This window comes from Flavobacterium sp. ST-158, assembly GCF_058309975.1.
Map to the genome: position 1 here is coordinate 38,846 of NZ_JBZEEN010000015.1, position 23,163 is coordinate 62,008.

Below are 23,163 nucleotides of genomic sequence, written 5' to 3' on the forward strand. Positions count from 1 at the left end.
CTACTCTTAAATAAAAAACATCAATCAAGATAATTCACTATTTTTGTATACTAACAAAAAAAGTAAAATGAATCATCGTTTATTTAAAGAGAGTCCTTTTAAAACCTTAATTTCTTTTCATAAACTCATTGAGTCTCTAGAAGAAATTGCTCTATCAGATGTTGATTATCGCTCTCATTATGCCAAGTCGCTATTAAAGGAAGTTGAGTCTATTCCTGAACTTAGAACTGGAATTGAAGATTTTTCTATTATTGTAAATAACAAAAAAATCATTCGCAACTTACTTGCTGATCTATTTCCTACAGCACTAACTAACAACGAAATCAAAGCGGTTACCATTCCGTTTCAAAATATTACTTTCAATTACAGCAAGCGATTCAAAAAAATAGTTAAAAACGCTGGTGATATTGACTTAATAATACGCGATTTTAGCGAAGATCAATTTTATGTACTAAGTTGTATCTTAATTTTAAACGCCTATTACCATCAAAATTTTGATTACAACAAACCTTTGTTTTATGATATCCCAGATACTGATGGCGTTATCAATCATTATCGCATCCTCTACAATGCCGATTTTATAGAAATTTACCCTTCTGAAAAAGCACTAGCATTAAGTCAAGATGAAATTGATGAACTCATGGACAACTTTGATAATGTGGCTTTATGGAAAGAAAAATTCCCGCTGGAAAGCTGGGTTTTAAAAGGCTTCGGAATTATCAGTTTATTTGATGCAACAAAAGAAAGTGCTATTTCTAATTTAAAAAGCAACCTTTTAAAAAGAAACAAAGAACCAGAAGACAATAAAACTTCGGAAAGTATTTTCAAATCCTTTTTTAAAATTCCCGATTTAAGAATTGGAATCAGCATTTACAACGAAGAAGAAAATAAATTCACCAAATTACCTTTTGAGAAAACTAATATTGGTAGTTTTATTCTTCAAAACAAAAGTGAAATGGAATGTTGTAATGCTTTTTTAGGATGTTCCTTAAACAAACTTCTGAAAGAAAAAGAATCCATTTCGATTTCCAATGTAGAAAATTTTGCCAAAATCCCTGGAAACGAAGAATTTGCTACCGTCTTATTAGAACAAAATATCAAAAGTTGCATTTTTACACCCATTATAAAAAACAACAAATTATTAGGAGTTATTGAGCTCGTTTCGGCTACACCAAGACAATTAAACAGTATAAATGCTAATAATCTAAACTTAATATTACCTAATATTATAGATACTTTAGAACGCTATAATACGGACTTACAAAATCAAATTGAAGCTATTATTCAACGTGAATATACAGCAATTCATTCCAGTGTTTATTGGAAATTTAAAGCAGAAGCTCAAAAATATTTGCAAACCAATGACAGTAATAAAGAATACAGTTTTAAAGAAATAGTTTTTAAAGAAGTATATCCTCTTTATGGACAAATAGACATCAACGGTTCATCGGAACATAGAAACAATACGGTAAAAGAGGATTTAAAAAATCAATTGCAACACATATTGACTATTTTTGAAAAATCTAAGGCTATCAACAAATTTGCTTTATTAGAACAACGAAAATTTGAATTGCATTCATTTTTTAGTGATTTAGAAAACGAATTAAAAGCAGATACTGAACAACAAATTCAAAATTATATTGAAAAAGAAATTCATCCTTTACTGAATAACACACTTGTTGATAAAGATGAAAAACCTTTAATTGATTCCTATTTTGAACTTTTAGATCCTAAAACGAAGCTTTTTTATCATGCTCGCAAGCAATTTGACGATGCAATGAGCATTATCAACAAAAAAATGGCTACTGTATTAGACAACGAACAAATTGAGGCTCAAAGCATCTTTCCGCATTACTTTGAACGTTTTAAAACAGATGGTGTAGAACATAATTTATACATTGGCGCCTCAATAGCTCCTAACCATCCTTTTGACTTTATGTACCTAAATAACTTAAGATTGTGGCAACTGCAAACCTTATGCAAAATGGAATTAGAACATCATCGTCTAAAAAAAGTATTGCCATACACACTAGAAGTGAGTTCCTTAATCTTAGTTTTTAGTTCTCCCATTTCCATTCGATTTAGAATGGATGAAAAACGTTTTGATGTTGATGGTACTTACAATGCCCGCTACGAAGTGGTAAAAAAACGCATTGACAAAGCCCATATTAAAGGAACAAAAGAAAGAATTACACAAAAAGAAAAAATTACCATTGTGTATTCGCATCAATACGAAGAAGTAGAGTATCTAAAATACATTAAATTTCTACAGTTTAAAAAAATATTGGAACCCAAAATCGAACAATTCGAAGTAGAAGAACTACAAGGAGTTTATGGCTTAAAAGCTATTAGAATAAAAGTAATGAATACCGATGAAAATTTCGATAATAAATACAGCTACAAAGAATTACTAGAAACATTGCATTAAACTCTGGTTGAATAAAAAGCAAAAAAGAAAGCTAAGAATGAAACTATAATTCCGGACATGAATATATTATAGGTAATTCGAAGTAATTTGTATTTTCTATCTAAAACAATTCCTAAAAAGTACAAATCTTTAATCATTGAGTTGTACAAATAGGTATTGTCTTTCATCATTTCATTGACCGCCCATTCATACTCATCCAAAGGCATTTTATAGAAATTACCAAAAAACAACAAATTCACTTTTCGGTCTTCGATATCTTTTCTGGTAAATGTGCCGCTGGTTACCTTAGGCCGCGTAGAAAGAATAGCAAAAACAATACAAATTACACTAAATGTTAGCAAAATAAAGGTGGGAATTACCAAATGTGCATTGCTTGGGCTATCCAATTTAGGCACAATTGAAGATAAAGCAATCGAAATAATGATAGCATTTACTGATAATAAAATATTAGCTTTACTATCAGCTATACCACTTAATCGAGTATGATTACTTAAAGTAACTCTAAACAAAGTATCAATCCCACGATCCGGTTTAGAAACTTTTAATGCTTTTTCTGCTTTATTTTTCTTTGTTTTTTTAATCGCTTTCTCTTCTTCCATTTTGGCTATTTTTTCTTGAATTAAGCTAATATTCTTTTCTTTTAATGGTTGCCAATTTGCAATTGCATAATCTGTATAATATTGATGACATTGCTTCAATAGATTCAAATTTTCTTGAGCCCACTCTAAATCAGTAGCATGTTTGTATTTTATACTTTCCCACTCCCCTCTTAAAAGCTCACATCGTTCCGCATAGTTAGTCAAAGTAAAGTGATAAAAATCGGCATCTTTAATTATTTTCTCAAGAATATTTTGTGGTGTATAATGGTATTTTGTTGCTCTAATCAAGGCATTTACTTGATTGATATACTCATTAGATTTTTCATGTTGAGTTAAAAAATCGGTAGCAATTGCCACACTTTTTTCTTCATGCTCTTCAAACCCCTGCACATAACCGGTATCGTGAAACCAAGCAGCAACTTCAAGGATTTCTATATCAGACACCTTAATTTTCTCTTGTTCAGAAAGGATTTTTACAGCCTTAACTACATCCGAAGTATGGTTAAAATTATGATAAATAAATGAACTAGAAAGTTTATCTTTGAGTAAATTATAAACAAAATCTTGTACTTGATTTGAAAAGTTCATGAGTAAATTTTTATACTACTAAATTATGAAATTGTTTTCGGTTATGCGATTCATCAAAAATAAAATATTTTCATTCTCTCTGATCTACTTTTTTCTTCTATCATCCTGCACCACTTATCATGCGCAATTTGGCAAAGATTCAGCTAAAAAGACAATTATAAACGACAAGGATACAACAAAAATTGCACATCGTTTCTTTTTAATTGGGGATGCCGGAAATGCTGATCAGGAAAATGCTCAAAAAATTCTTAACGCATTGCAAATACAACTTCGACAATCGGATAAAAATGCCAGTTTATTATTCCTTGGAGACAACATCTATCCTAAAGGAATGCCCGATAAAAAAGATAAAAAAGGGTATGCTATAGCTCTAGAAAAATTAACCGATCAATTGGCTATTTCTAAAGGTTTTAAAGGAAAAACAATTTTTATCCCTGGTAATCACGATTGGTATTCTGGCATTAGCGGACTAAAAAGTCAAGAAAAAATAGTCAATAATTATCTGGATGATAAAAAAGCTTTTTTACCAGCAGATGGTTGCCCAATTGATGATAAAAAAATAAACGATCAAATTTGTTTGGTTACCATTGATAGTCAATGGTTTTTAGAAGATTGGGATAAAACTCCAACTATGAATGATGATTGTACCATAAAAACTCGCGAAGCTTTTTTTGAAGAATTAGAAAGCATCATAAATAAAAACCAGGACAAAACCATCATTCTGGCACTTCACCATCCGTTGATGAGCAATGGAACACATGGCGGACAATTTTCACTAAAAAAACAACTTTTCCCATTAGAACAAAAAATCCCTTTACCAATAATTGGTTCTTTTGTCAATTTCTTAAGAAAAACATCCGGAATTAGTCCGCAAGACATTCAAAACAAGCAATACCAAATCTTAGTAAAACGTATTAAAACTCTTTTGCAAAAGCAAGACAACGTAATTGTAGTTTCGGGTCACGACCATAATTTGCAATACATAGAAAACGAAAATATCAAACAAATCATTAGCGGAGCGGGTTCTAAATCTGAGGCAGCAAGAGCCATATATCCTAATGATTTCTCTTATGGCAAAAATGGATTTGTTACATTAACAATTTATGATGATGGCAAAGCGATATTAAAATGCTATGGAATTGAAAAGAATCAAACCAAAGTCATTTTTGAAAAAACAGTTTTAGAACCCAAACGGCAACAAACCAAACAATATCCGAATTCCTTTGCAAACAATAAAAAATCATCCGTTTATACTAATGAGATGACAAATAAAAGCGGATTTTACAATTTTCTTTTTGGTAAACATTATCGTAAATATTACAGCACTTTAATCAATGTTCCTGTAGTTTCATTGGATACGCTTTTTGGGGGTGTTAATCCTATGAGAGCTGGTGGCGGTCATCAATCTAAATCTTTACGTCTAGAAGATGCATCAGGAAAAGAATATGTAATGCGTGCTTTAAAAAAGAGTGTGAGTCGATTTTTGCAAAGTGTAGCCTTCAAAGACCAATTTGTAGAAAATCAATTTGAAAACACTTATGCTGAAAACTTTTTATATGATTTTTATACCACTTCACATCCTTATACCCCTTTAGCAGTTGGAAATTTAGCTGATGAAATTGGCGTATTTCACAGCAATCCAGAGCTTTTTTATATTCCTAAACAAAACAGATTGGGTGAATTCAATAGCAATTTTGGGGACGAATTATATTTAGTAGAAGAAAGACCTTCGGACAGCCAAAAGAAACTAGCCAGTTTTGGAAATTCAAAAGGAATTATTGGAACTGATGAACTGTTGGGAAATTTACAGAAAGATGAAAAATATGTAGTTGATGAAAATGAATACATCAAAGCACGCTTATTTGATATGCTCATTGGGGATTGGGATAGACATTATGATCAATGGCGCTGGGCAGAGTATAAAGTAGGAGACAAAATTATCTACAAACCTATTCCAAGAGATCGTGATCAGGCATTTTCCAAATATGATGGTACTTTACTATCATTATTAATGAACATTCCTGCACTAAGACACATGCAAAGTTTTAGAAGCGACATTAAAAATGTAAAATGGTTCAATAGAGAACCGTATCCTTTGGATTTAGCTTTATTGAAGCAATCAAAAGCCGAAAACTGGATTGCACAAGCTAAATTTATTCAAGAAAACTTAAGCGACACTAATATTGACAGTGCTTTCGATAATTTACCTAAAGAAGTTCAAGACGAAACAATAACATCTATAAAGCAGAAATTAAAACAACGAAAAGCGCAATTAACACATTATGCTAATGCATACAATCGGGTTTTACAAAAAACTGCAATTCTAGTTGGTACCAATAAAAAAGACCTTTTTAACATTAAACCTATTGCGAAAGATGAAATAGAAATTTCAGTTTTTAGAATAAAAAAAGATGAAAATGAACTAATTTACAACAAAACCTTCAATTCTCATGTTACTAAAAACATTTGGATTTATGGTTTAGATGATGAAGATTCTTTTGATTTAAAAGAGTCTAAAAAATCGCCTATTCAAATCAAATTAATTGGTGGTCAAAATAATGATCATTATACTATTACCAATGGCAGAAACATTAGTATCATTGATTTTAAAACCAAAAAAAATACTTTTAATACTGATTCCAAAACAAACAAAGTATTAACCGACGATTACCAAACCAATTATTATAATTATGAAAAACCAAAATACAATGCTTTTTCAGGTTTACCATCCATTGGTTTTAATCCCGATGATGGCGTAAAATTAGGCATACTAGCTAATTACACCGTTAATCATTTCAAACAAAACCCATACACTCTAAAACATACTTTTAAGGCAAATTATTATTTTGCTACTGATGGTTTCGAATTGGATTATCATTTAGATGTCCCTAAATTGATTGGAAAATGGAACTTTGGTTTTGATTCTCAGTTTACAAGTCCAAATTTTGCTATTAATTATTTTGGATATGGAAATAACACTCAAAATACAGATGAAGAAAATGGAATGAACTACAACCGTGTACATATTAGTATGTTAAAATTTGCTCCAAAAATAGAAAAAACAGGACGTTTAGGAAGTAGTTTAAGTTTGCAAATAGCTTATGAAAACTTTGATGTAGAAAATACAGCCGGTCGTTTTATTTCGATTCCAAACATTGTAAATCCAGGGGTTTTTAAAAACCAGCAATTTGCAGGTGCAACAGTACAATACAGCTATGAAAATTATGACAACGCCTCGCTCCCAACAATGGGAATGGGATTTATGATTGCTGCCAACTGGAAAATGAATTTAAACAATAGCAAACAAAATTTTCCAACTTTAGAATCTAAAATCAATTTCAATCACAAAATAGATCCTCAAGGCAAAATTGTATTTGCAACCTTATTAAAAGGGAAAACGATTTTGAATGATAATTTTGAATTTTATCAAGCTGCTGCTTTAGGAGGCGATTTTGATTTAAGAGGATTTAGAAATCAACGTTTTATAGGAAATCAATCTTTCTTTCAAAGTAGTGACCTTCGTTTAGCCATTGGAAAAATAAAAAGTAGTATTATCCCAATGTCATATGGCTTTTTTGGTGGATATGATTATGGCCGGGTTTGGTTAAATGGCGAAGATTCGAACAACTGGCATCAGGCTGTTGGTGGCGGTTTATGGCTTAATGGACTGAACACCATAACTGCTCGTTTAAGTTATTTTAAAAGTGCAGATAATGAAGCCCGTATTAGTTTTGGTCTCGGATTTGGTTTCTAATCAATGTCTTTTAAGTGCAATTGATAAAGCTTTCCTCCTATTTTTTTAGTTTTTTCATCAGCTATTAAAAGCGTTTTATTGTCTTTAAAACAAATAGCTTCTTTTTGGGAAAAGTGCTTCAAATTTACTTGATTCACTTTTCCTGAGAAAAAATTTTCGGAGCTAAAATTTTCAAAAATCCATAGATGACTGTGACTCAATAAAACTACTTTTTTCTCGTCAGGGCTTATTGCAGCACTCGTAATAGCTGCATTTTCATAATCTCCTTTTGCTTTAAATTTTCCTAACAATTGCGCATGGTGAAATCCAGCTTTATTAGGCACTTTGTATAAAAATGTAGTTCCATCAAAACCTTTACTTCTGTTTTTTGTAAACAAATAAAAATTGTTTTTATATTCTATAAACGCTTCAACATCATAGAACAATTTTGTTTTCTTGGGCGGAAAATGAATTTGCTCCGGATAAGCAAAACTTACTTTATAGGAAGGAATAACGGATATATTGTTTAAAGAATCTTTCGCTATTTTATAAATAGCCAAATCTTTACGTTCATTGGTATTATTACCAAAATCGCCTATGTATAAATTTTCTTTACTATCCTTAGTGATATCTTCCCAATCGATATTTTTTGTTTCGGCAATAATTAGTGTTTGTTTTAGTTTTCCATGACCGTCTAGTCCATATATTTTATTGGCATTTCCACTATCCTCAAGTACCCAAGCTAACTTAGAACTATTGGAATAAACAATTCCTGAAACTTCTTTTAAATGCTTTGGCAAAGCATCTAATTCTGTTAACAGCGAAGAATTCCTTTGACAAAAAACGACTACAGATGATAATAAAAGTAATTGAAATATCTTTTTCATAGCAAAAATTAAAAACCAGGTTTAAACAAATCCGGATGTTTGAAATTCCTAGTAACATACTTGAATGCGGCACTCAAGACATATCCCATAGTAGTTGCATTTTTAAAATTCAAATCGTTCGTATAACGGTACAATTCGGTTTTTAATTGTTTAATATGCGCCTCGGGAGCTATCGTATCATTAGCCATAATACGCAGAATTTTTTGAATTCTAGTTTCTGCAGAAAGAATTCTTTTGGCTAAAGCTGCACGTTCTTCATTCTTATATTGTTCTATAGAACTATCTTGTAATTTTTCTTTGATTAATTGAATCATTGGAAAATTTTCCTTAAAAAATTGCGGTCGGTAAATCTTAAAATTCCCTTCGTAACATTGCTGATCAAAATCGATAGCTCTAATTTTATATACAACTTGGTCAAAATCATGGATGGGAACAATAACATAATTATACGCTCGCATATCACCTAAAAGCCGAATCATACAGCGTTCATTAAACTTTACAAACTCTTTAGCAATCTGAGATTTTTCGGTTTCTGAACAACTTTGTAGCAAGCTTTCCATAAAAACATCACCTGGGATTCCTATAATATGTTCCTCGATTAAAGTGTCTTGATAGACTAAAAAATTAATTTTATCTGGGGACAGAATATGCTCTAATTCTAAACCATAAATCCTAGAAGCATCGGCTTTTTTAATGTAAAAATGAACATAATTATCATTCAATACATTTCGCACTTTAATTCTAAAAGGTTTTGAATTTCCAAAAGTACAATAGTCAATTGCATCTACATTTAGAAACTTTATAATATCCGAATTTCCATCTGAATGTAGCAACGAATAAATTTTCTTTAAATTCAAATCTATTTCATTTCTTTCAAATTCATTATAAAAAACTCTAGCCCATAAAGTATCATTATCAAATTTATCGTAAACATTAATTGAACCCGAAAACCGAAGCAAATCATCATAACAGATGGCCACTTTAGAAATTCTATCAAAACGTTCTAGATAATCAAAAAGAAAGTGATTTATTGGGTAACTCGGCTTTTTAAACAAAGGGGAAATCTCGCTCATTAAAAGGTATATTTATGCAAATTTACACTAATTATTTTAAAGCTTAATTGGAAACAAACAGCCAAAAACAGCTAAAATATAAAAATAAACTTCTCAAGCGAAAATCTATTTAACCACTGATTACCAAACAGTAAGCTATATACTGTTTAAAACCTAAAAAAAACTTTAAAAATAAAGATGTTGTTCATCGATTTTATTTGTGTACCGTAACATTGTTAAGTATTTTTATTTTTTACATATTAGTTTCAATGCATACAAAAAACAGCCGTTCAAATATTTTTTAACAAAACACCCCCAAAAACCAAACCTTATCCGCTTTAATAAATTATTATGAAAACTAAACAGGAATTTTATAGTATTGAAGCTTTTGAAATTGGAAAATGGGATATTAACCTACTTACAAATACTTTTTTTTGGGATGCTAAAACCAAAAAAATATTTGAAGTTTCAGAATTTTTCGTACCCAATTATAAAAACACGCTGACTTTTATAAATCGAAAAAATCTGATTTGTTTAAAAACACTTATTCAAAAAGCAGCTGTTCAAAAAGCGCCTGTTTGTGGAAAACTTCAAATCATAACAGCGCAACAAACAACAAAACATCTTGAATGTATTTGTCAGGTTGAATTTGAAAATAACCAAATCAGTCGGATTCATGGAACTTTTAAAGATATTACTCTTGAAGAAGAAAAAAGAATTGCCCAGGAATTGGCTGCCGAAAAATATGCTTCTGTTTTTTCCAGTACCAATGATGCTATTATCATTATAGATACCAAAACCGGAATAATAACTGATTGCAATGACCGAAGCTGTGAACTCAGTGGTTATATAGATACAGAGTTAATTGGTTTTCATAATTCTATCTTATTTCCTGTTGAAAAAAGAGCTGAAATTCAATTTTATTTAAAAAACAAGATAAAACTCAATACTTATTTTTCTACAGAAACTACTCTAAAAACTAAGACCAAATCGATTGTTCCGATTCAGTTATCCTCTGGAAAAAAATTCGTAATTGACAATCAAAGTTATTTGGTTTGTTTTTTTAAAAACATTACCAAAAACAAACAAATAGAAGATAATCTAAGCCTATTATCCTTAGTCGCTTCTGAAACTACTGATAGCATTATTATTACAAATGCCGAAGGAAAAGCCATTTGGGCAAATCAAGCCTACACTAAACTTACAGGATTATCATTAGAAGAAATTATTGGCCAGCAACCTAATTTTCTTTCCTTTTGTCCAAAAATAAATGATTCTATTATTAGTCTTGAGAGTATCCATAAAGCAATAGAAAACAAAAAAGAAATTAAAGCTGTTTTTCAACATTACAACAAGCAAAATGAAAAATATTGGCTTGAATTAAATATTTCTCCAGTATTTGATAATGAAGGAAAATGTACTAGAATTATTGGTACCGGTAGAGATGTTACCATAGCAAAAGAAAAAGAAATTGAACTCAATAAAATTTTAGAAGTTACGAGTCAGCAAAACAATAAACTTTTAAATTTTACACATATTGTTTCACACAATATTCGTTCGCACACCAGTAATTTACAAATGGTTTTAAATGTAATTGAAAATACGGAAAACCCTACTGAAAAACTGACTTTTATCGATATGTTTAAAGAAGGAACTGAAAAACTATCCGAAACAATCGAAAATTTAAATGAGGTTATTACCATTCAAAAAAACATTTCTATCAAAAAAACAAACGTTTATTTGACCGCAGAATTAAAAAGAATAGCTGCTCATTTTAAAAACAAAATTACAATAACCCATACTATTCCAGATCATTTAAGCATTAATGTAATTCCTGCTTATTTAGAAAACATATTACAGAACATTATTTCCAATGTTATCAAATACCAATCACCAAATCGAAATCCGCAATTAGAAATAAGTTACGAAACTAAAGACGGTTTTCACATTGTTTCTTTCAAAGACAATGGACTGGGCATCAACTTAGAAAAAAACAAACACAAATTATTTGGCATGTACAAAACATTCCACGGAAACGAAGACGCTAAAGGCATTGGTTTGTTTATTGTTAAAAATCAGATTGAGGCTATGAGAGGAAAAATTGAAGTAGAAAGTGAAGAAGGATTAGGAAGTACTTTTAAAATCTATTTTAATGAAAAATAAAATGACATACATTATAGATGATGATAAATTATCTATAAAATTAATGAGTATGCTTATAGCAAAAAATAATTTTTGTGAAGAAATAACAGCATTCCATAATCCTCAAACAGCTCTAGACGAATTAAAAACCAATGCAAATGATGCTTTAAAATTACCCGATGTTATTTTGTTAGATTTGAATATGCCTGTGCTTGATGGCTGGCAATTTCTAGATGAATTCAACTTGATTTCATTTGCAAAAAAAATATTGGTTTTTATTGTTTCTTCTTCCATCGATCCTTCCGATTTAGAAATGGCAAAAAAATATCCAACCGTAAAAAACTATATTGTAAAGCCTTTGAGTTCTGAAAAACTAAAACTAACTTCATTTATAATTGAAAATGAAGTTTGTTAAAACCTTGAATAAAACTTTTATAAACCCAAAATCCAACTAAATAAAAAACAGATAATTATAGTAACTTTGTAAGACTATGAAAGTCTTAACAATTACTTTACTTTGTTTTTTACTTTATACTATAAGCTCGCCATTGCGGGCACAATCCATTAGTGTTGACGACACTAAAAATGCTACTACACTTGTAAACCTGCTAACAAACAACGGTTCCTGTATTCCAACCACAAACGAAACGGTTTCAGGAGATTTATTTACTCCCGGAAAAAACAGCTACGGTTCTTTTACTAATAATTCAGGGGCATTTCCTTTTCAATCAGGAATTGTTTTAAGTACCTGGAGCAGTACAGAATCAGTGGGGCCATTTGTTCGAAATTTAGGAGGAGGAAACAATTCTTGGGTAGGTGATTCCGATTTGAACCAAGCCTTAAACATGAACTCCATTAATGCAAGCACACTTGAATTTGACTTTACTCCTGCCACTAATTTTATCAGTTTCAATTATATTTTTGCTTCAAATGAATATCAAGACGATTATCCTTGTAAATATTCGGATGGTTTTGCCTTTTTAATTAAAGTAAAAGGTAGCACAACTGCATACCAGAACTTAGCAGTAATCCCAGGAACAACAACAGCTGTTTCGTCAATGAACATTCATCCTGCAATAAGTTTTACAGACGTCTATAATAACACCAGCACTTGTGTCGCTATAAACGAATCGTATTTTGGTCAATTCAATACAAGTCCAACCAATACAAGTCCAACCAATACAAGTCCTATAAACTATGCTGGACAAACCAAAGTTTTAACTGCTCAAACAAGTGTTGTACCAGGAACAACTTATCATATCAAATTAGTTATTGGCGATGATACGTTTAATTATTATGATTCGGCAATATTTCTTGAAGCAGCCAGTTTCAATTCATCCATTGATTTAGGAAGCGATAGATTATTAGCTACAAACAATGCTATTTGTTTTGGTGATGACTATATAATAGACACCAATTTACCTCCTACAAACACTTACAGGTGGTATAAAGATGGTGCATTGTTAGCTTCAGAAAACAATCCCTCATATACAGTAAAAAGTCCTGGAACTTACAAAGTAGAAGTAACACTAAACCCATCCAGTTGTATTGCAACAAATGAAGTAAAAGTAGAATATATTCCTGAAATTGTTTTAAATAACACTATCCTAACTCAATGTGATTTAGACAAAGACGGTAAAGCTATTTTTGATTTAACTCAAGCTGATGCTCAAATAAAAAACAACAATACAACTTTAAGTAACGTAACTTATTATGAAAATATAGGCGATGCCAAAACAAATAGCAATCCCATTCTTAATGCTAGTAATTATAGTAACAAATCGGCTAATCAAATACTAATTGCTAAAGTAAGCAATTCTTATAATTGTGTAAATTATGCTCAATTAACCTTAGCTCTTTCTAATGAAACAATTCCCAACCAAGCACCAATAATAGTTTGTGATGACGATAGTATAAAAGATGGTTTTTACCAATTTGACTTAAACAATGATGTTTCGCCGCAACTGCTAAACAGTTTACCAAATGGTCTAAGTGTCCAATATTACTTAACCCAAACAGATGCCATTACACAAACCAATGCTCTTCCTAATTTGTTTACCAATACAACTAAAAATCAGCAAATCATTTATGCAAGAGTCATTAATGGAGCTAGTTGTTACGATATTACTCCTATCACACTTGAAGTAAAAGTGTTTGAACCAATCAATTTTGCAGAAGAAACAATTCCATTGTGTAACAATAGTAGTTTGAGTTTAACAGTAGATGCTATTTATTCAAAATATCAATGGAATACAGGAGCAACTACTAATAGTATAATAATCAATACGGCAGGAAATTATTCCGTAACAGTAACTAATGTTGATAATTGTGAAGCTACTAAAACATTTCATATTATAAACTCAGAACCTGCAACAATAACGGGAACTAAAGTAAATGATTTTGCTGGAAATAAAAACTCCGTGACTATTGAATATATAGGGACTGGCAATTATGAGTTTTCGTTAGATGGAAATTATTACCAAGACAGTCCTGAATTTACTAATATTGCAGCAGGAAACTACGTGGCTCTAGCCCGTGATAAAAACGGCTGTGGTTTATCCAATCCGTTTTCGTTCATAATTTTAGATTATCCGCGTTTTTTTACACCAAATGGTGATGGATACAATGATACATGGACTATTAAAAATTTACATTTATTACCCCCAGCTACTATAACCATTTTTAATCGTTTCGGTAAATTAATAAAACAATTCAACTCCTCAAATCTGAATTGGAACGGAACTCTTAATGGATATTTACTCCCCGCTGATGATTATTGGTTTAATCTAATTTTTGAAGATGGCAAAAATATAAAAGGTCATTTTTCATTAAAAAGATAGTTAATAGCTAATAATTAATATATTTATGAAATGAGAAAGTTATTTTTACTATGCTGCCTTATTATGATGGGGTTAAACTGTTTTGCACAGTTTAGCAAAACACACTATATACCACCATTAACAAGTCAAAACGAAAATATAGCCGCTGAAGATCATTACTTGTATATTTCTACTCCTAGCACTAAAAATGTAAGCATCAGAATTATCCCTATTGGCAGCCAAATTATTACTGCTACAATTAACAATAGCAATCCTTATATTTATAAAATAGGAGTTGGTGACAATACTCAATTACTAACTCCAAAAACTGCTTTAGGAATTATACAAAACAAAGGCTATATAATTGAGGCCGATGATTTAATATATTGTAGTGTTAGAATTAATGCTTCTCTAAATCAAAATGGGGGATACAATCACGCTGGCGGATTGGTATCTAAAGGAAATAGTGCACTTGGAAAGATATTTAGACTTGGAGCTATGAGCAATCCTTTGTATGATCCTACCTTACTAAATTTTGCCTCTATACTTGCTACTGAGAACAATACTAAAGTTACCATATCTAACATTCCTAGTGGAACTGTATTAGCAGACGGAACTATTATAAACGGACCTATTATTGTTACTTTAAATAAAAATGAGAGTTACATTCTGGCACTTGAAAACATTCAAAATACCCCTAATAATAGTGCTAATTTAATTGGAGCTTTAGTCGAATCTGACAAAGCTATTGTGGTCAATGCAGGATCCTTTGGTGGAAGCAATAGCACCGAACTTAATAACAATGGCAAACCTAATGGACGTGACATTGGTTTTGACCAAATAGTCCCTTTTGAAAAAACAGGAAAAGAATACATTTTTGTAAAAGGTAAAGGTACTGACGAAATGGAAAGTGTTTTATTAGTAGCTCACTTACCACAAACAGAAGTCTATTTAAATGGCAGCACAACTCCTAATTATGTCTTACAACCAGGAAAATACGCCTTAATTAATGGAGTTCAATACATTAATAATAATTTATATATTAGAACAACTGAAAATGTATTTGCTTATCAAAGCATTGGTGGCGATGACAAACCTGCCAATCAAAATATGTTTTTTGTACCTCCTTTAAATTGTGCTACTCCTAATATTGTAGACAATATACCTCAAATTCAATCCATCGGAAGTACAATTTATACTGGAGGCTTGAACATTATCACCGAAAAAGGGGCGTCTGTATCAATTAATAATTCTCTAATCAACTCAACTCCTGTAGAGATTACAGGAAATCCTAATTATGTACGTTATGCTGTGAATGACCTAATTGGTAATATTAGTATAAAATCAACCAGACAAGTATATGTGTCTTATTTTGGTACAAATGATGCAGCAACTTATGGCGGATATTATTCAGGATTCGATACCAAACCCGAAATCACTTCTGACAAAATTAATGTAGGAACTTCTTCTTGTATCCCTAATCTAGTTTTAAAAGTAAGTTCCGTTTTAAATTACGATACCTTTCAATGGTATTTTAATAATTATCCTATTCCTAATGCAAATCTGAGTTCATATACTCCTACTCAACCCGGTTATTATCAGGTTAAAGGAAGTATTTCTGGCTGTGGCACTACTATTTTTTCCGATATAATCCCTGTAAGCAACTGTCCTACTGATATGGACAATGATACAGTAAATGATAATATTGACCTTGATAATGATAATGATGGGATTACTAATTGTACAGAATCTTTTGGGAACCAAAACATCAACATTTCAAATATAAATTCTGGAACACTAAATATTGGAAACTATTCTAATTCATTTACAGGAATTCTAAACACATCAGCATCAGCTAGCAGCAATCCTTTTGTAGGAAATTCAGATGGTAGTTTTATTTCTGAAATTCCTGCTGGGAAAGAAAACTTTACTAAATACTCATTAACTTTTACTAAACCCATAAGTATTGGTATAGAATACATAAACATAGCTAATCCTACTGATTTATTAAACTCAACTGCTCAATACACATTAACAACAGATGTAGATAAAACCATTACTGTTTTAAATCCAAATAACGAGTTACTTATTGACACTAATTATGACGGAATTTACGAAAGTGGCGTAACTGAATACTCTTCTTTTGAAATCAGATTCCAAATAAACGGCATTACACCATTAAATCCAGGCACAACAAATTTTAAGTTTTTAACGCATTTAACCAATTCGATTAGTTTCACACATACAAATCTTTCGGATACAGAAATAAATAAGAGTACCCTGAAATTCTTTGCTGTTTGTGTACCAAAAGATTCAGATGGTGATGGAGTTGAAGATCAAATGGATTTGGATAGTGACAATGATGGTATTCCTGATTTAACAGAAAGTCAAAACGACAACTTTAACTTAAATACAACAGATGCAAACCGTAATGGTTTATATGATATTTTCGAAACAAATTTAGCGCCTAGAGATACTGATAATGATAGTATTCCAGATTATTTGGATTGGGACAGTGATAATGACGGTATTTATGATAGTGTAGAAACAGGAAGCAATAATACCGATACTGATAATGATGGTATTAAAAACTTTAGAGATTTGGACAGTGATGGAGATTTATGCGATGACGTTGTTGAAGCCGGATTTACAAGTTCCAATGGAAATCATATTCTAGGCACACTTTTTCCTCCAGTAGTTGATAATAACGGAGTGGTAACCAGCCGTACCAATGGATATACAACTCCTAATTCTAATTATAGCATTTCTGGATTAATTACAATAACGAATCAGCCAAATAATATTTCAACATGTTTCAATCAAAATGCAACTATTTCTATTACTACAAATGCAGAAAGCTTGCAATGGCAAGTTTCTACTGATGGAATAAATTGGGCTAACTTAACAAACAACAGTACTTATAACGGGGTAAATTCAAACATTTTAAATATCACATCTGTAAATCAAACAATGAATGGTTACCAATACCGTGTCTTTCTAAACAAAACAGGGAATTCCTGTGGTTTACTTTCAAACGAAGTTGTATTAACTGTTTTAGATTTACCTGTTGTAAATAACATTTCTATTAAACAATGTGATGATGACTTAGATGCCAAAAGTCCTTTTAACATTACGGTTAAAAACAATGAAATTTCAAGTAATTACGAAAGCGAAACTTTCAGTTATTTTACTACAGCAACATCCGCAAATACAAATGATACTTCTAAAAAAATTGCAAATCCATTAGCCTACATTGCAAATAATGGAACTACTGTTTGGTCAAGAGTTGAAAATGCCAATGCATGTTTCTCTGTTGCAAAAATAGATTTAGTAGTTTCAGCTACGCAAATTCCGTCTTCTTTCAACGTATTATTTGAAAATTGTGATGACTATATCGATGCCTCTAATGATGATTATGACGGCATTTCCGAGTTTGATTTCAGCAGTGCCCAAAATAGTATTTTAGATATATTGCCTTTACCAAAGGACAATTATTCTATCAAATATTATGAAAATGAGGCTGATGCATTATCAGAAACAAATGAAATTACGAATACTACAACCTATAGAAATACACTCTCACCTAATGAACAAAAAATCTGGGTTAGGGTTGATAATGACTTGGATAACAGCTGTTTTGGAGTAGGTTCGCATATTACTCTTAAAGTTAATCCGAAGCCAAATATCGATATAAATGCGAATCATTCTGCCGATGTGTATATATGCAATAATCTGCCTAACTATTATGTAACTCTAGATGCCGGAATTCTTGATGGAAGTCCTGCAAGCAATTATAGCTTTGTTTGGTCAAAAGACAATCAAATCCTAAACAGCCAAACCAATCCTACTTTATCCGTCAATAAAGCCGGTATTTATACAGTAGAAGTAATTTCTCAAAAAGGATGTAGCCGAACCAGAACAATCACTGTTACTGCTTCCGAAATTGCCCGAATAAACAATGTTGAAGTAAGTGAATTAAGTGACAACAACACACTATTAGTTCTGGTTGAAGGCGTTGGAAATTACGAATACAGCTTAGATGATAAAAATGGATTTTATCAAGATGCTGCTCTTTTTGAAAATGTACCTGCAGGCATACATGAAGTTTTTATAAAAGATAAAAACGGTTGTGGTATTAGCAATCAATCTGTTGCTATTTTAGGCGCTCCAAAGTATTTTACCCCAAATAATGATGGATATAATGACTATTGGAATATTAAAGGAATAAATACTGAATTTAATTCTAAAACAGTCATTCATATCTTTGATCGTTTTGGAAAATTAATTAAAGACATCAATCCACAAAGTCAAGGTTGGGATGGAACTTTTAATGGGAAACAATTACCGGCCGATGATTACTGGTATACTGCCGAACTAGAAAATGGCAAAGAAATCAAAGGTCATTTTAGTTTAAAAAGATAAACTCCAAAAAAAATCTAATTTCATAAATTCCAAACTCAAAATACCTAAAATAAAAATCCCAAACTCCATCTACTGGAATTTGGGATTTTTTATTAGAATTTAAAATCTATTAGATTTTATATCTTTTTCTATCAGTTTCAGACAAATAAATCTTTCTTAAACGTAAAGATTTAGGTGTAACTTCAACATACTCATCTTTTTGAATGTACTCTAAAGCCTCTTCTAATGAAAATTTGATTGCAGGAATAATTCTTGCTTTATCATCAGCTCCAGATGAACGAACGTTAGATAACTTTTTAGTTTTAGTTACATTCACAGTCATATCATCACTACGTGTATTTTCACCAATAACCTGACCTTCGTAAATATCTTCGTTGGGATCAACAAAGAATTTACCTCTGTCTTGTAATTTATCAATAGAATAAGGAATTGCTTTACCATTTTCCATAGAAATCAATGAACCATTGTTACGTCCAGGAATTTCTCCTTTGTAAGGCTCATATCCAATGAAACGGTGTGACATAATAGCCTCACCAGCAGTTGCAGTAAGCAATTGATTTCTCAGTCCGATAATTCCACGAGATGGAATATTGAACTTCACAATCATACGCTCTCCTTTACCTTCCATAGAAAGCATTTCTCCTTTACGGATAGAAACAAATTCTACAGCTCTACCAGAAAGATTTTCAGGTAAGTCAATAGTTAATTCCTCAATTGGCTCACATTTTACGCCATCAATTTCTTTGATGATTACCTGTGGCTGACCAATTTGCAATTCATAACCTTCCCTTCTCATTGTTTCAATAAGAACAGACAAGTGCAATACACCACGACCAAATACCATGAATTTATCGGCAGAATCAGTTTCAGCAACTCTCATCGCTAAGTTTTTCTCTAATTCTTTAGTTAATCTTTCACGAATATGTCTTGATGTTACAAATTTACCTTCTTTACCAAAGAAAGGTGAATCGTTAATTGTAAACAACATACTCATTGTAGGCTCATCGATAGCAATTGTTTGTAAAGCTTCCGGATTTTCATAATCAGCAATAGTATCACCGATTTCAAAACCTTCAACACCTACAACTGCACAAATATCACCAGCTATAACTTCTTCTACTTTTTTACGTCCAAGACCTTCAAAAGTATGTAATTCTTTAATTCTAGATTTAATGATTTTTCCGTCTCTTTTTACCAAAGAAATAGGCATTCCTTCTTTTAAAACACCTCTTTCTAAACGACCAATCGCTATACGACCAGTAAATGAAGAGAAATCCAAAGAGGTAATCAACATTTGTGGAGTTCCTTCAGAAACTTTAGGAGCTGGCACATTAGCAATTACCATATCTAATAAAGGCTCAATGTTCTCTGTTTGATTTTTCCAATCATCAGACATCCAGTTGTTTTTAGCAGAACCGTAAACTGTTGGAAAATCCAATTGTTCTTCAGTTGCTCCTAATTCAAACATCAGGTCGAAAACTTTTTCGTGAACTTCTTCCGGAGTACAGTTTTCCTTATCTACTTTATTGATAACCACGCAAGGTTTCAATCCTAAATCAATCGCTTTTTGTAATACAAAACGTGTTTGTGGCATCGGTCCTTCAAAAGCATCAACAAGCAAACATACACCATCGGCCATGTTTAATACACGTTCTACTTCACCTCCAAAATCCGCGTGACCAGGAGTATCAATAATATTGATTTTTGTTCCTTTGTAAGAAACAGATACGTTTTTAGAAGTAATGGTAATACCTCTTTCTCGCTCTAAGTCGTTATTATCAAGGATCAAATCTCCAGTATTTTCGTTGTCACGAAATAACTGACAATGATACATAATTTTATCAACCAAAGTGGTTTTACCGTGATCGACGTGGGCAATAATTGCAATGTTTCTAATAGCTTCCATCTGTGATTTTTAATGGCTGCAAAGGTACACTTTATTTTGATATAAAAAACAATTCTTAAACACTTTACAATTAATAAACGTTTAACACATATCCCAATTATTATCCAATAAAAAATTACTTTATCAAGATATTTTGCTATTAACAATTATTAATTATATTTGGTTAATGAAAAGCAAAACCAATCAAATAACAATAATATACCTACTTATTGCCGTTATTTTGGCGACTTTTCTTTATAAATTAACTCCGTTATTTTTAAGTACAGAAAATTACCTCATTTTCAATTTAACAAAAGACATTATTCTTGTTTTTTTAACTGGATTCGCTTTTAGGTATATTCTATCCAGAAATGAATCTAAAAACAAAGTTGTTTTCGAAACATTAGAAAATACTAATAATGAAATCAAAGAATCTAATGAAAGATATGACATTGTAGCCAAAGCAACAAGTGATACTATCTGGGATTGGAAAATTCAAGAAGACAAACTCAAATGGAGTAAGGGTATAAAAGCAATTTTTGGTTATGATGAAGATCAAGTAGGTGAAAGTTCTAGCTGGTGGTTTGGCAACATTCATCCTGAAGACAGTATTAAAATGTCTATAAAACTATATTCGTTTATTGAACAAAAAACTGAAAAATGGCAGGATGAATACCGTTTTAAATGTGCTGATGGAAGTTATAAATATGTACTCGACAGGGGGTTTCTTTTAAAAGACGAAAACGGGAAAGCCATTAGAATGATTGGAGCGCTTCAAGACATTACTAAACAAAAAGAAGAAGAATTACGTCTAAAATTATTGGAAACAGTAATTTTGCAGACCAAAGAATCCATCGTTATTACAGAAGCTAATTTCAACAAAAATTCACTTCCTAAAGTTATTTATGTAAACCCAGCTTTTACTAGTATGACAGGGTACTCATCTGAAGAAATAATTAACAAATCACTTAATATACTAAGAGGTCGAAATACAGAAATAACTGTTTTAAAAAGAATCTCCCAAATAATTCAAAACAAAGAAGAAGGTTTACTCGAAATTAAGTGCTATAAAAAAGATAAAACTGAATTTTGGTTGCGATTTACCATGATACCTATTTACAATGCCGAAAACGAATTATCGCATTGGGTTTCTATTCAAAGAGATGTTACTGCTGAAAAGAATCAGGAAAGAGAAAAAGAACAGCTCATTAAAGAACTAACCCAAAACAACAAAGATTTAAAACAATTCTCTTACATTACCTCTCACAATTTAAGAGCACCAATGTCTAATTTAACTGGACTTTTAAATCTAATTGAAGACATTACTATAAAAGACCCTGAATTAAATGAAATTATCAATGGTTTTAGCAAATCAACTCATTTATTAAATGAAACCATAGAAGACTTAACAAAAGTCATGATAATTAAAGATAACACTTCTATCCAGAAAGAAAATATTGCCTTAAAAGAAGTATTCGAAAATGTTTTTTCCCAATTAACCAATCAAATAGAACAATATAAACCTATTTTAAAATTAGATATTGAGGCAGTTAATGTTTTAAGCACAAACAAAGCTTACATGGAAAGTATTTTATTGAATCTTCTAACAAACTCTTTAAAATACAGTGCTAAAGACAGAATTTTACGAATTACAATAACCGCTAAACAAATTGGAAACACCGTACAACTTAACTTTAAAGATAACGGTATAGGGATTGACCTTGAAAAAAATAGAGATAAAATTTTTGGTCTATACCAAAGATTTCATGATTACCCTGACAGTAAAGGCTTAGGACTGTATCTAGTAAAATCACAAGTAGAAGCGATGAAAGGCAGCATAGATATTGAAAGCCAAGTAAACAAAGGAACTACAATTACATTAACATTCAAAAACAAATAAACATGTTAGATTTAATTCTATGTGTCGATGATGACCCTATAACACTTATGTTATGCAAAAAAGTAATCGTAAAAGCTTCTTTTTCAAATACAATAATTACCGCCAAAAATGGAGAAGAAGCTCTAAAATACTTTGATTCTATCATAAGCAACGAAGAAGAAGAAAAACAACTCCCTCAATTAATATTCTTAGATTTAAACATGCCTGTAATGGATGGCTGGGATTTTCTTGACAACTTCAACACCGATAAATATTCTGAGGTAAATTCGACAAAAATCGTAGTTTTATCTTCAACTATAGATCCCGAAGATCTTGAAAAATCAAAAAAATACCCTATGGTTATTGATTTCCTTTCAAAACCAATAACAACAAATATGATTAGCTATTTACAAACTAAACTATAATTATTAACTAATAAATACCTGTGATAAGACATAAATATTATTACACAGACACAGCTGATTCCAAAAATACACTTTACAAACAATTTTAAAACAATAAAATTCTACACCAATTTTTATTTTACACCCGTTTTAAACAAAAAACAATATAAATTAGAGCAAATTTCTTTAATCCTAACAAAGGTTATCAAAATTAAAACTGCAACAATCTAACAATAATTGTAATCTTAAATAAAGAATAAACGAGTAAAATATTCAATAATAATCTTTACAAAAATAGTATAAAACAAAAAACCCTGTTCGTTTA

The 23,163-nt window shown here is 31.0% G+C and carries 12 protein-coding genes; 8 read left to right on the forward strand and 4 right to left on the reverse strand.

What is annotated here, in order from left to right; all coding sequences use genetic code 11:
* The first annotated feature begins 67 nt into the window (after positions 1-67).
* Entirely contained in the window at positions 68-2,428 is a 2,361-nt protein-coding gene (locus tag AC4FRF_RS16750) for a GAF domain-containing protein (RefSeq protein ID WP_491161314.1), read from the forward strand.
* Here AC4FRF_RS16750 and AC4FRF_RS16755 read toward each other — a convergent pair.
* Positions 2,425-3,615, reverse strand: coding sequence for a Pycsar system effector family protein (locus AC4FRF_RS16755; RefSeq protein WP_491161316.1), 1,191 nt, complete (start codon positions 3,613-3,615; stop codon positions 2,425-2,427). The genes AC4FRF_RS16750 and AC4FRF_RS16755 overlap by 4 nt on opposite strands.
* Before the next feature lie 25 nt (positions 3,616-3,640).
* Here AC4FRF_RS16755 and AC4FRF_RS16760 point away from each other — a divergent pair, with 25 nt between their 5' ends.
* Positions 3,641-7,369: a metallophosphoesterase gene (locus AC4FRF_RS16760; RefSeq protein WP_491161318.1), complete on the forward strand. Its 3,729-nt coding sequence runs from the start codon at positions 3,641-3,643 to the stop codon at positions 7,367-7,369.
* Here the strand turns inward: AC4FRF_RS16760 and AC4FRF_RS16765 are convergent.
* Positions 7,366-8,235 (reverse strand): hypothetical protein, encoded by an 870-nt coding sequence (locus tag AC4FRF_RS16765; protein ID WP_491161320.1) that lies wholly within the window; start codon positions 8,233-8,235, stop codon positions 7,366-7,368. The two genes, AC4FRF_RS16760 and AC4FRF_RS16765, sit on opposite strands and share 4 nt — an antisense overlap.
* 8 nt (positions 8,236-8,243) lie before the next feature.
* Positions 8,244-9,308, reverse strand: coding sequence for a hypothetical protein (locus tag AC4FRF_RS16770; protein ID WP_491161322.1), 1,065 nt, complete (start codon positions 9,306-9,308; stop codon positions 8,244-8,246).
* A 330-nt stretch (positions 9,309-9,638) separates the two neighbouring features.
* Between AC4FRF_RS16770 and AC4FRF_RS16775 the strand changes: the two genes are divergently transcribed.
* The 4 genes from AC4FRF_RS16775 to AC4FRF_RS16790 all read left to right on the forward strand — a co-directional run bounded on the left by AC4FRF_RS16775 (position 9,639) and on the right by AC4FRF_RS16790 (position 18,670).
* Positions 9,639-11,450, forward strand: a complete 1,812-nt coding sequence (locus tag AC4FRF_RS16775) for a PAS domain-containing sensor histidine kinase (RefSeq protein WP_491161324.1) — start codon at positions 9,639-9,641, stop codon at positions 11,448-11,450.
* Positions 11,440-11,844, forward strand: a complete 405-nt coding sequence (locus AC4FRF_RS16780; RefSeq protein ID WP_491161326.1) for a response regulator — start codon at positions 11,440-11,442, stop codon at positions 11,842-11,844. Before AC4FRF_RS16775 ends, AC4FRF_RS16780 begins: the two co-directional genes overlap by 11 nt.
* Before the next feature lie 76 nt (positions 11,845-11,920).
* The gene (locus AC4FRF_RS16785; protein ID WP_491161328.1) at positions 11,921-14,269 is read left to right on the forward strand and encodes a T9SS type B sorting domain-containing protein; all 2,349 of its coding nucleotides are present in this window, start codon (positions 11,921-11,923) and stop codon (positions 14,267-14,269) included.
* A gap of 30 nt (positions 14,270-14,299) precedes the next feature.
* Positions 14,300-18,670, forward strand: a complete 4,371-nt coding sequence (locus AC4FRF_RS16790; RefSeq protein WP_491161330.1) for a T9SS type B sorting domain-containing protein — start codon at positions 14,300-14,302, stop codon at positions 18,668-18,670.
* 109 nt (positions 18,671-18,779) lie between these two features.
* Here AC4FRF_RS16790 and typA read toward each other — a convergent pair whose 3' ends face one another.
* Positions 18,780-20,576 (reverse strand): translational GTPase TypA, encoded by a 1,797-nt coding sequence (gene typA, locus AC4FRF_RS16795; RefSeq protein WP_491161332.1) that lies wholly within the window; start codon positions 20,574-20,576, stop codon positions 18,780-18,782.
* 166 nt (positions 20,577-20,742) lie between these two features.
* On the opposite strand from typA, the gene AC4FRF_RS16800 reads away from it, so the two are divergent.
* Together AC4FRF_RS16800 and AC4FRF_RS16805 are read left to right on the forward strand one after the other, a co-directional pair.
* Positions 20,743-22,455, forward strand: coding sequence for a PAS domain-containing sensor histidine kinase (locus AC4FRF_RS16800; protein ID WP_491161334.1), 1,713 nt, complete (start codon positions 20,743-20,745; stop codon positions 22,453-22,455).
* A 2-nt stretch (positions 22,456-22,457) separates the two neighbouring features.
* On the forward strand, positions 22,458-22,859 hold the full coding sequence (locus AC4FRF_RS16805) for a response regulator (RefSeq protein ID WP_491161336.1): 402 nt from the start codon (positions 22,458-22,460) through the stop codon (positions 22,857-22,859).
* Positions 22,860-23,163 lie beyond the last annotated feature (304 nt).

Bases quoted from the DNA above. Each gene is read 5' to 3' on its own strand.
- AC4FRF_RS16750 (WP_491161314.1), top strand. From the start codon at position 68: ATGAATCATCGTTTATTTAAAGAGAGTCCTTTTAAAACCTTAATTTCT.
- AC4FRF_RS16755 (WP_491161316.1), bottom strand. From the start codon at position 3,615: ATGAACTTTTCAAATCAAGTACAAGATTTTGTTTATAATTTACTCAAA.
- AC4FRF_RS16760 (WP_491161318.1), top strand. From the start codon at position 3,641: ATGAAATTGTTTTCGGTTATGCGATTCATCAAAAATAAAATATTTTCA.
- AC4FRF_RS16765 (WP_491161320.1), bottom strand. From the start codon at position 8,235: ATGAAAAAGATATTTCAATTACTTTTATTATCATCTGTAGTCGTTTTT.
- AC4FRF_RS16770 (WP_491161322.1), bottom strand. From the start codon at position 9,308: ATGAGCGAGATTTCCCCTTTGTTTAAAAAGCCGAGTTACCCAATAAAT.
- AC4FRF_RS16775 (WP_491161324.1), top strand. From the start codon at position 9,639: ATGAAAACTAAACAGGAATTTTATAGTATTGAAGCTTTTGAAATTGGA.
- AC4FRF_RS16780 (WP_491161326.1), top strand. From the start codon at position 11,440: ATGAAAAATAAAATGACATACATTATAGATGATGATAAATTATCTATA.
- AC4FRF_RS16785 (WP_491161328.1), top strand. From the start codon at position 11,921: ATGAAAGTCTTAACAATTACTTTACTTTGTTTTTTACTTTATACTATA.
- AC4FRF_RS16790 (WP_491161330.1), top strand. From the start codon at position 14,300: ATGAGAAAGTTATTTTTACTATGCTGCCTTATTATGATGGGGTTAAAC.
- typA (WP_491161332.1), bottom strand. From the start codon at position 20,576: ATGGAAGCTATTAGAAACATTGCAATTATTGCCCACGTCGATCACGGT.
- AC4FRF_RS16800 (WP_491161334.1), top strand. From the start codon at position 20,743: ATGAAAAGCAAAACCAATCAAATAACAATAATATACCTACTTATTGCC.
- AC4FRF_RS16805 (WP_491161336.1), top strand. From the start codon at position 22,458: ATGTTAGATTTAATTCTATGTGTCGATGATGACCCTATAACACTTATG.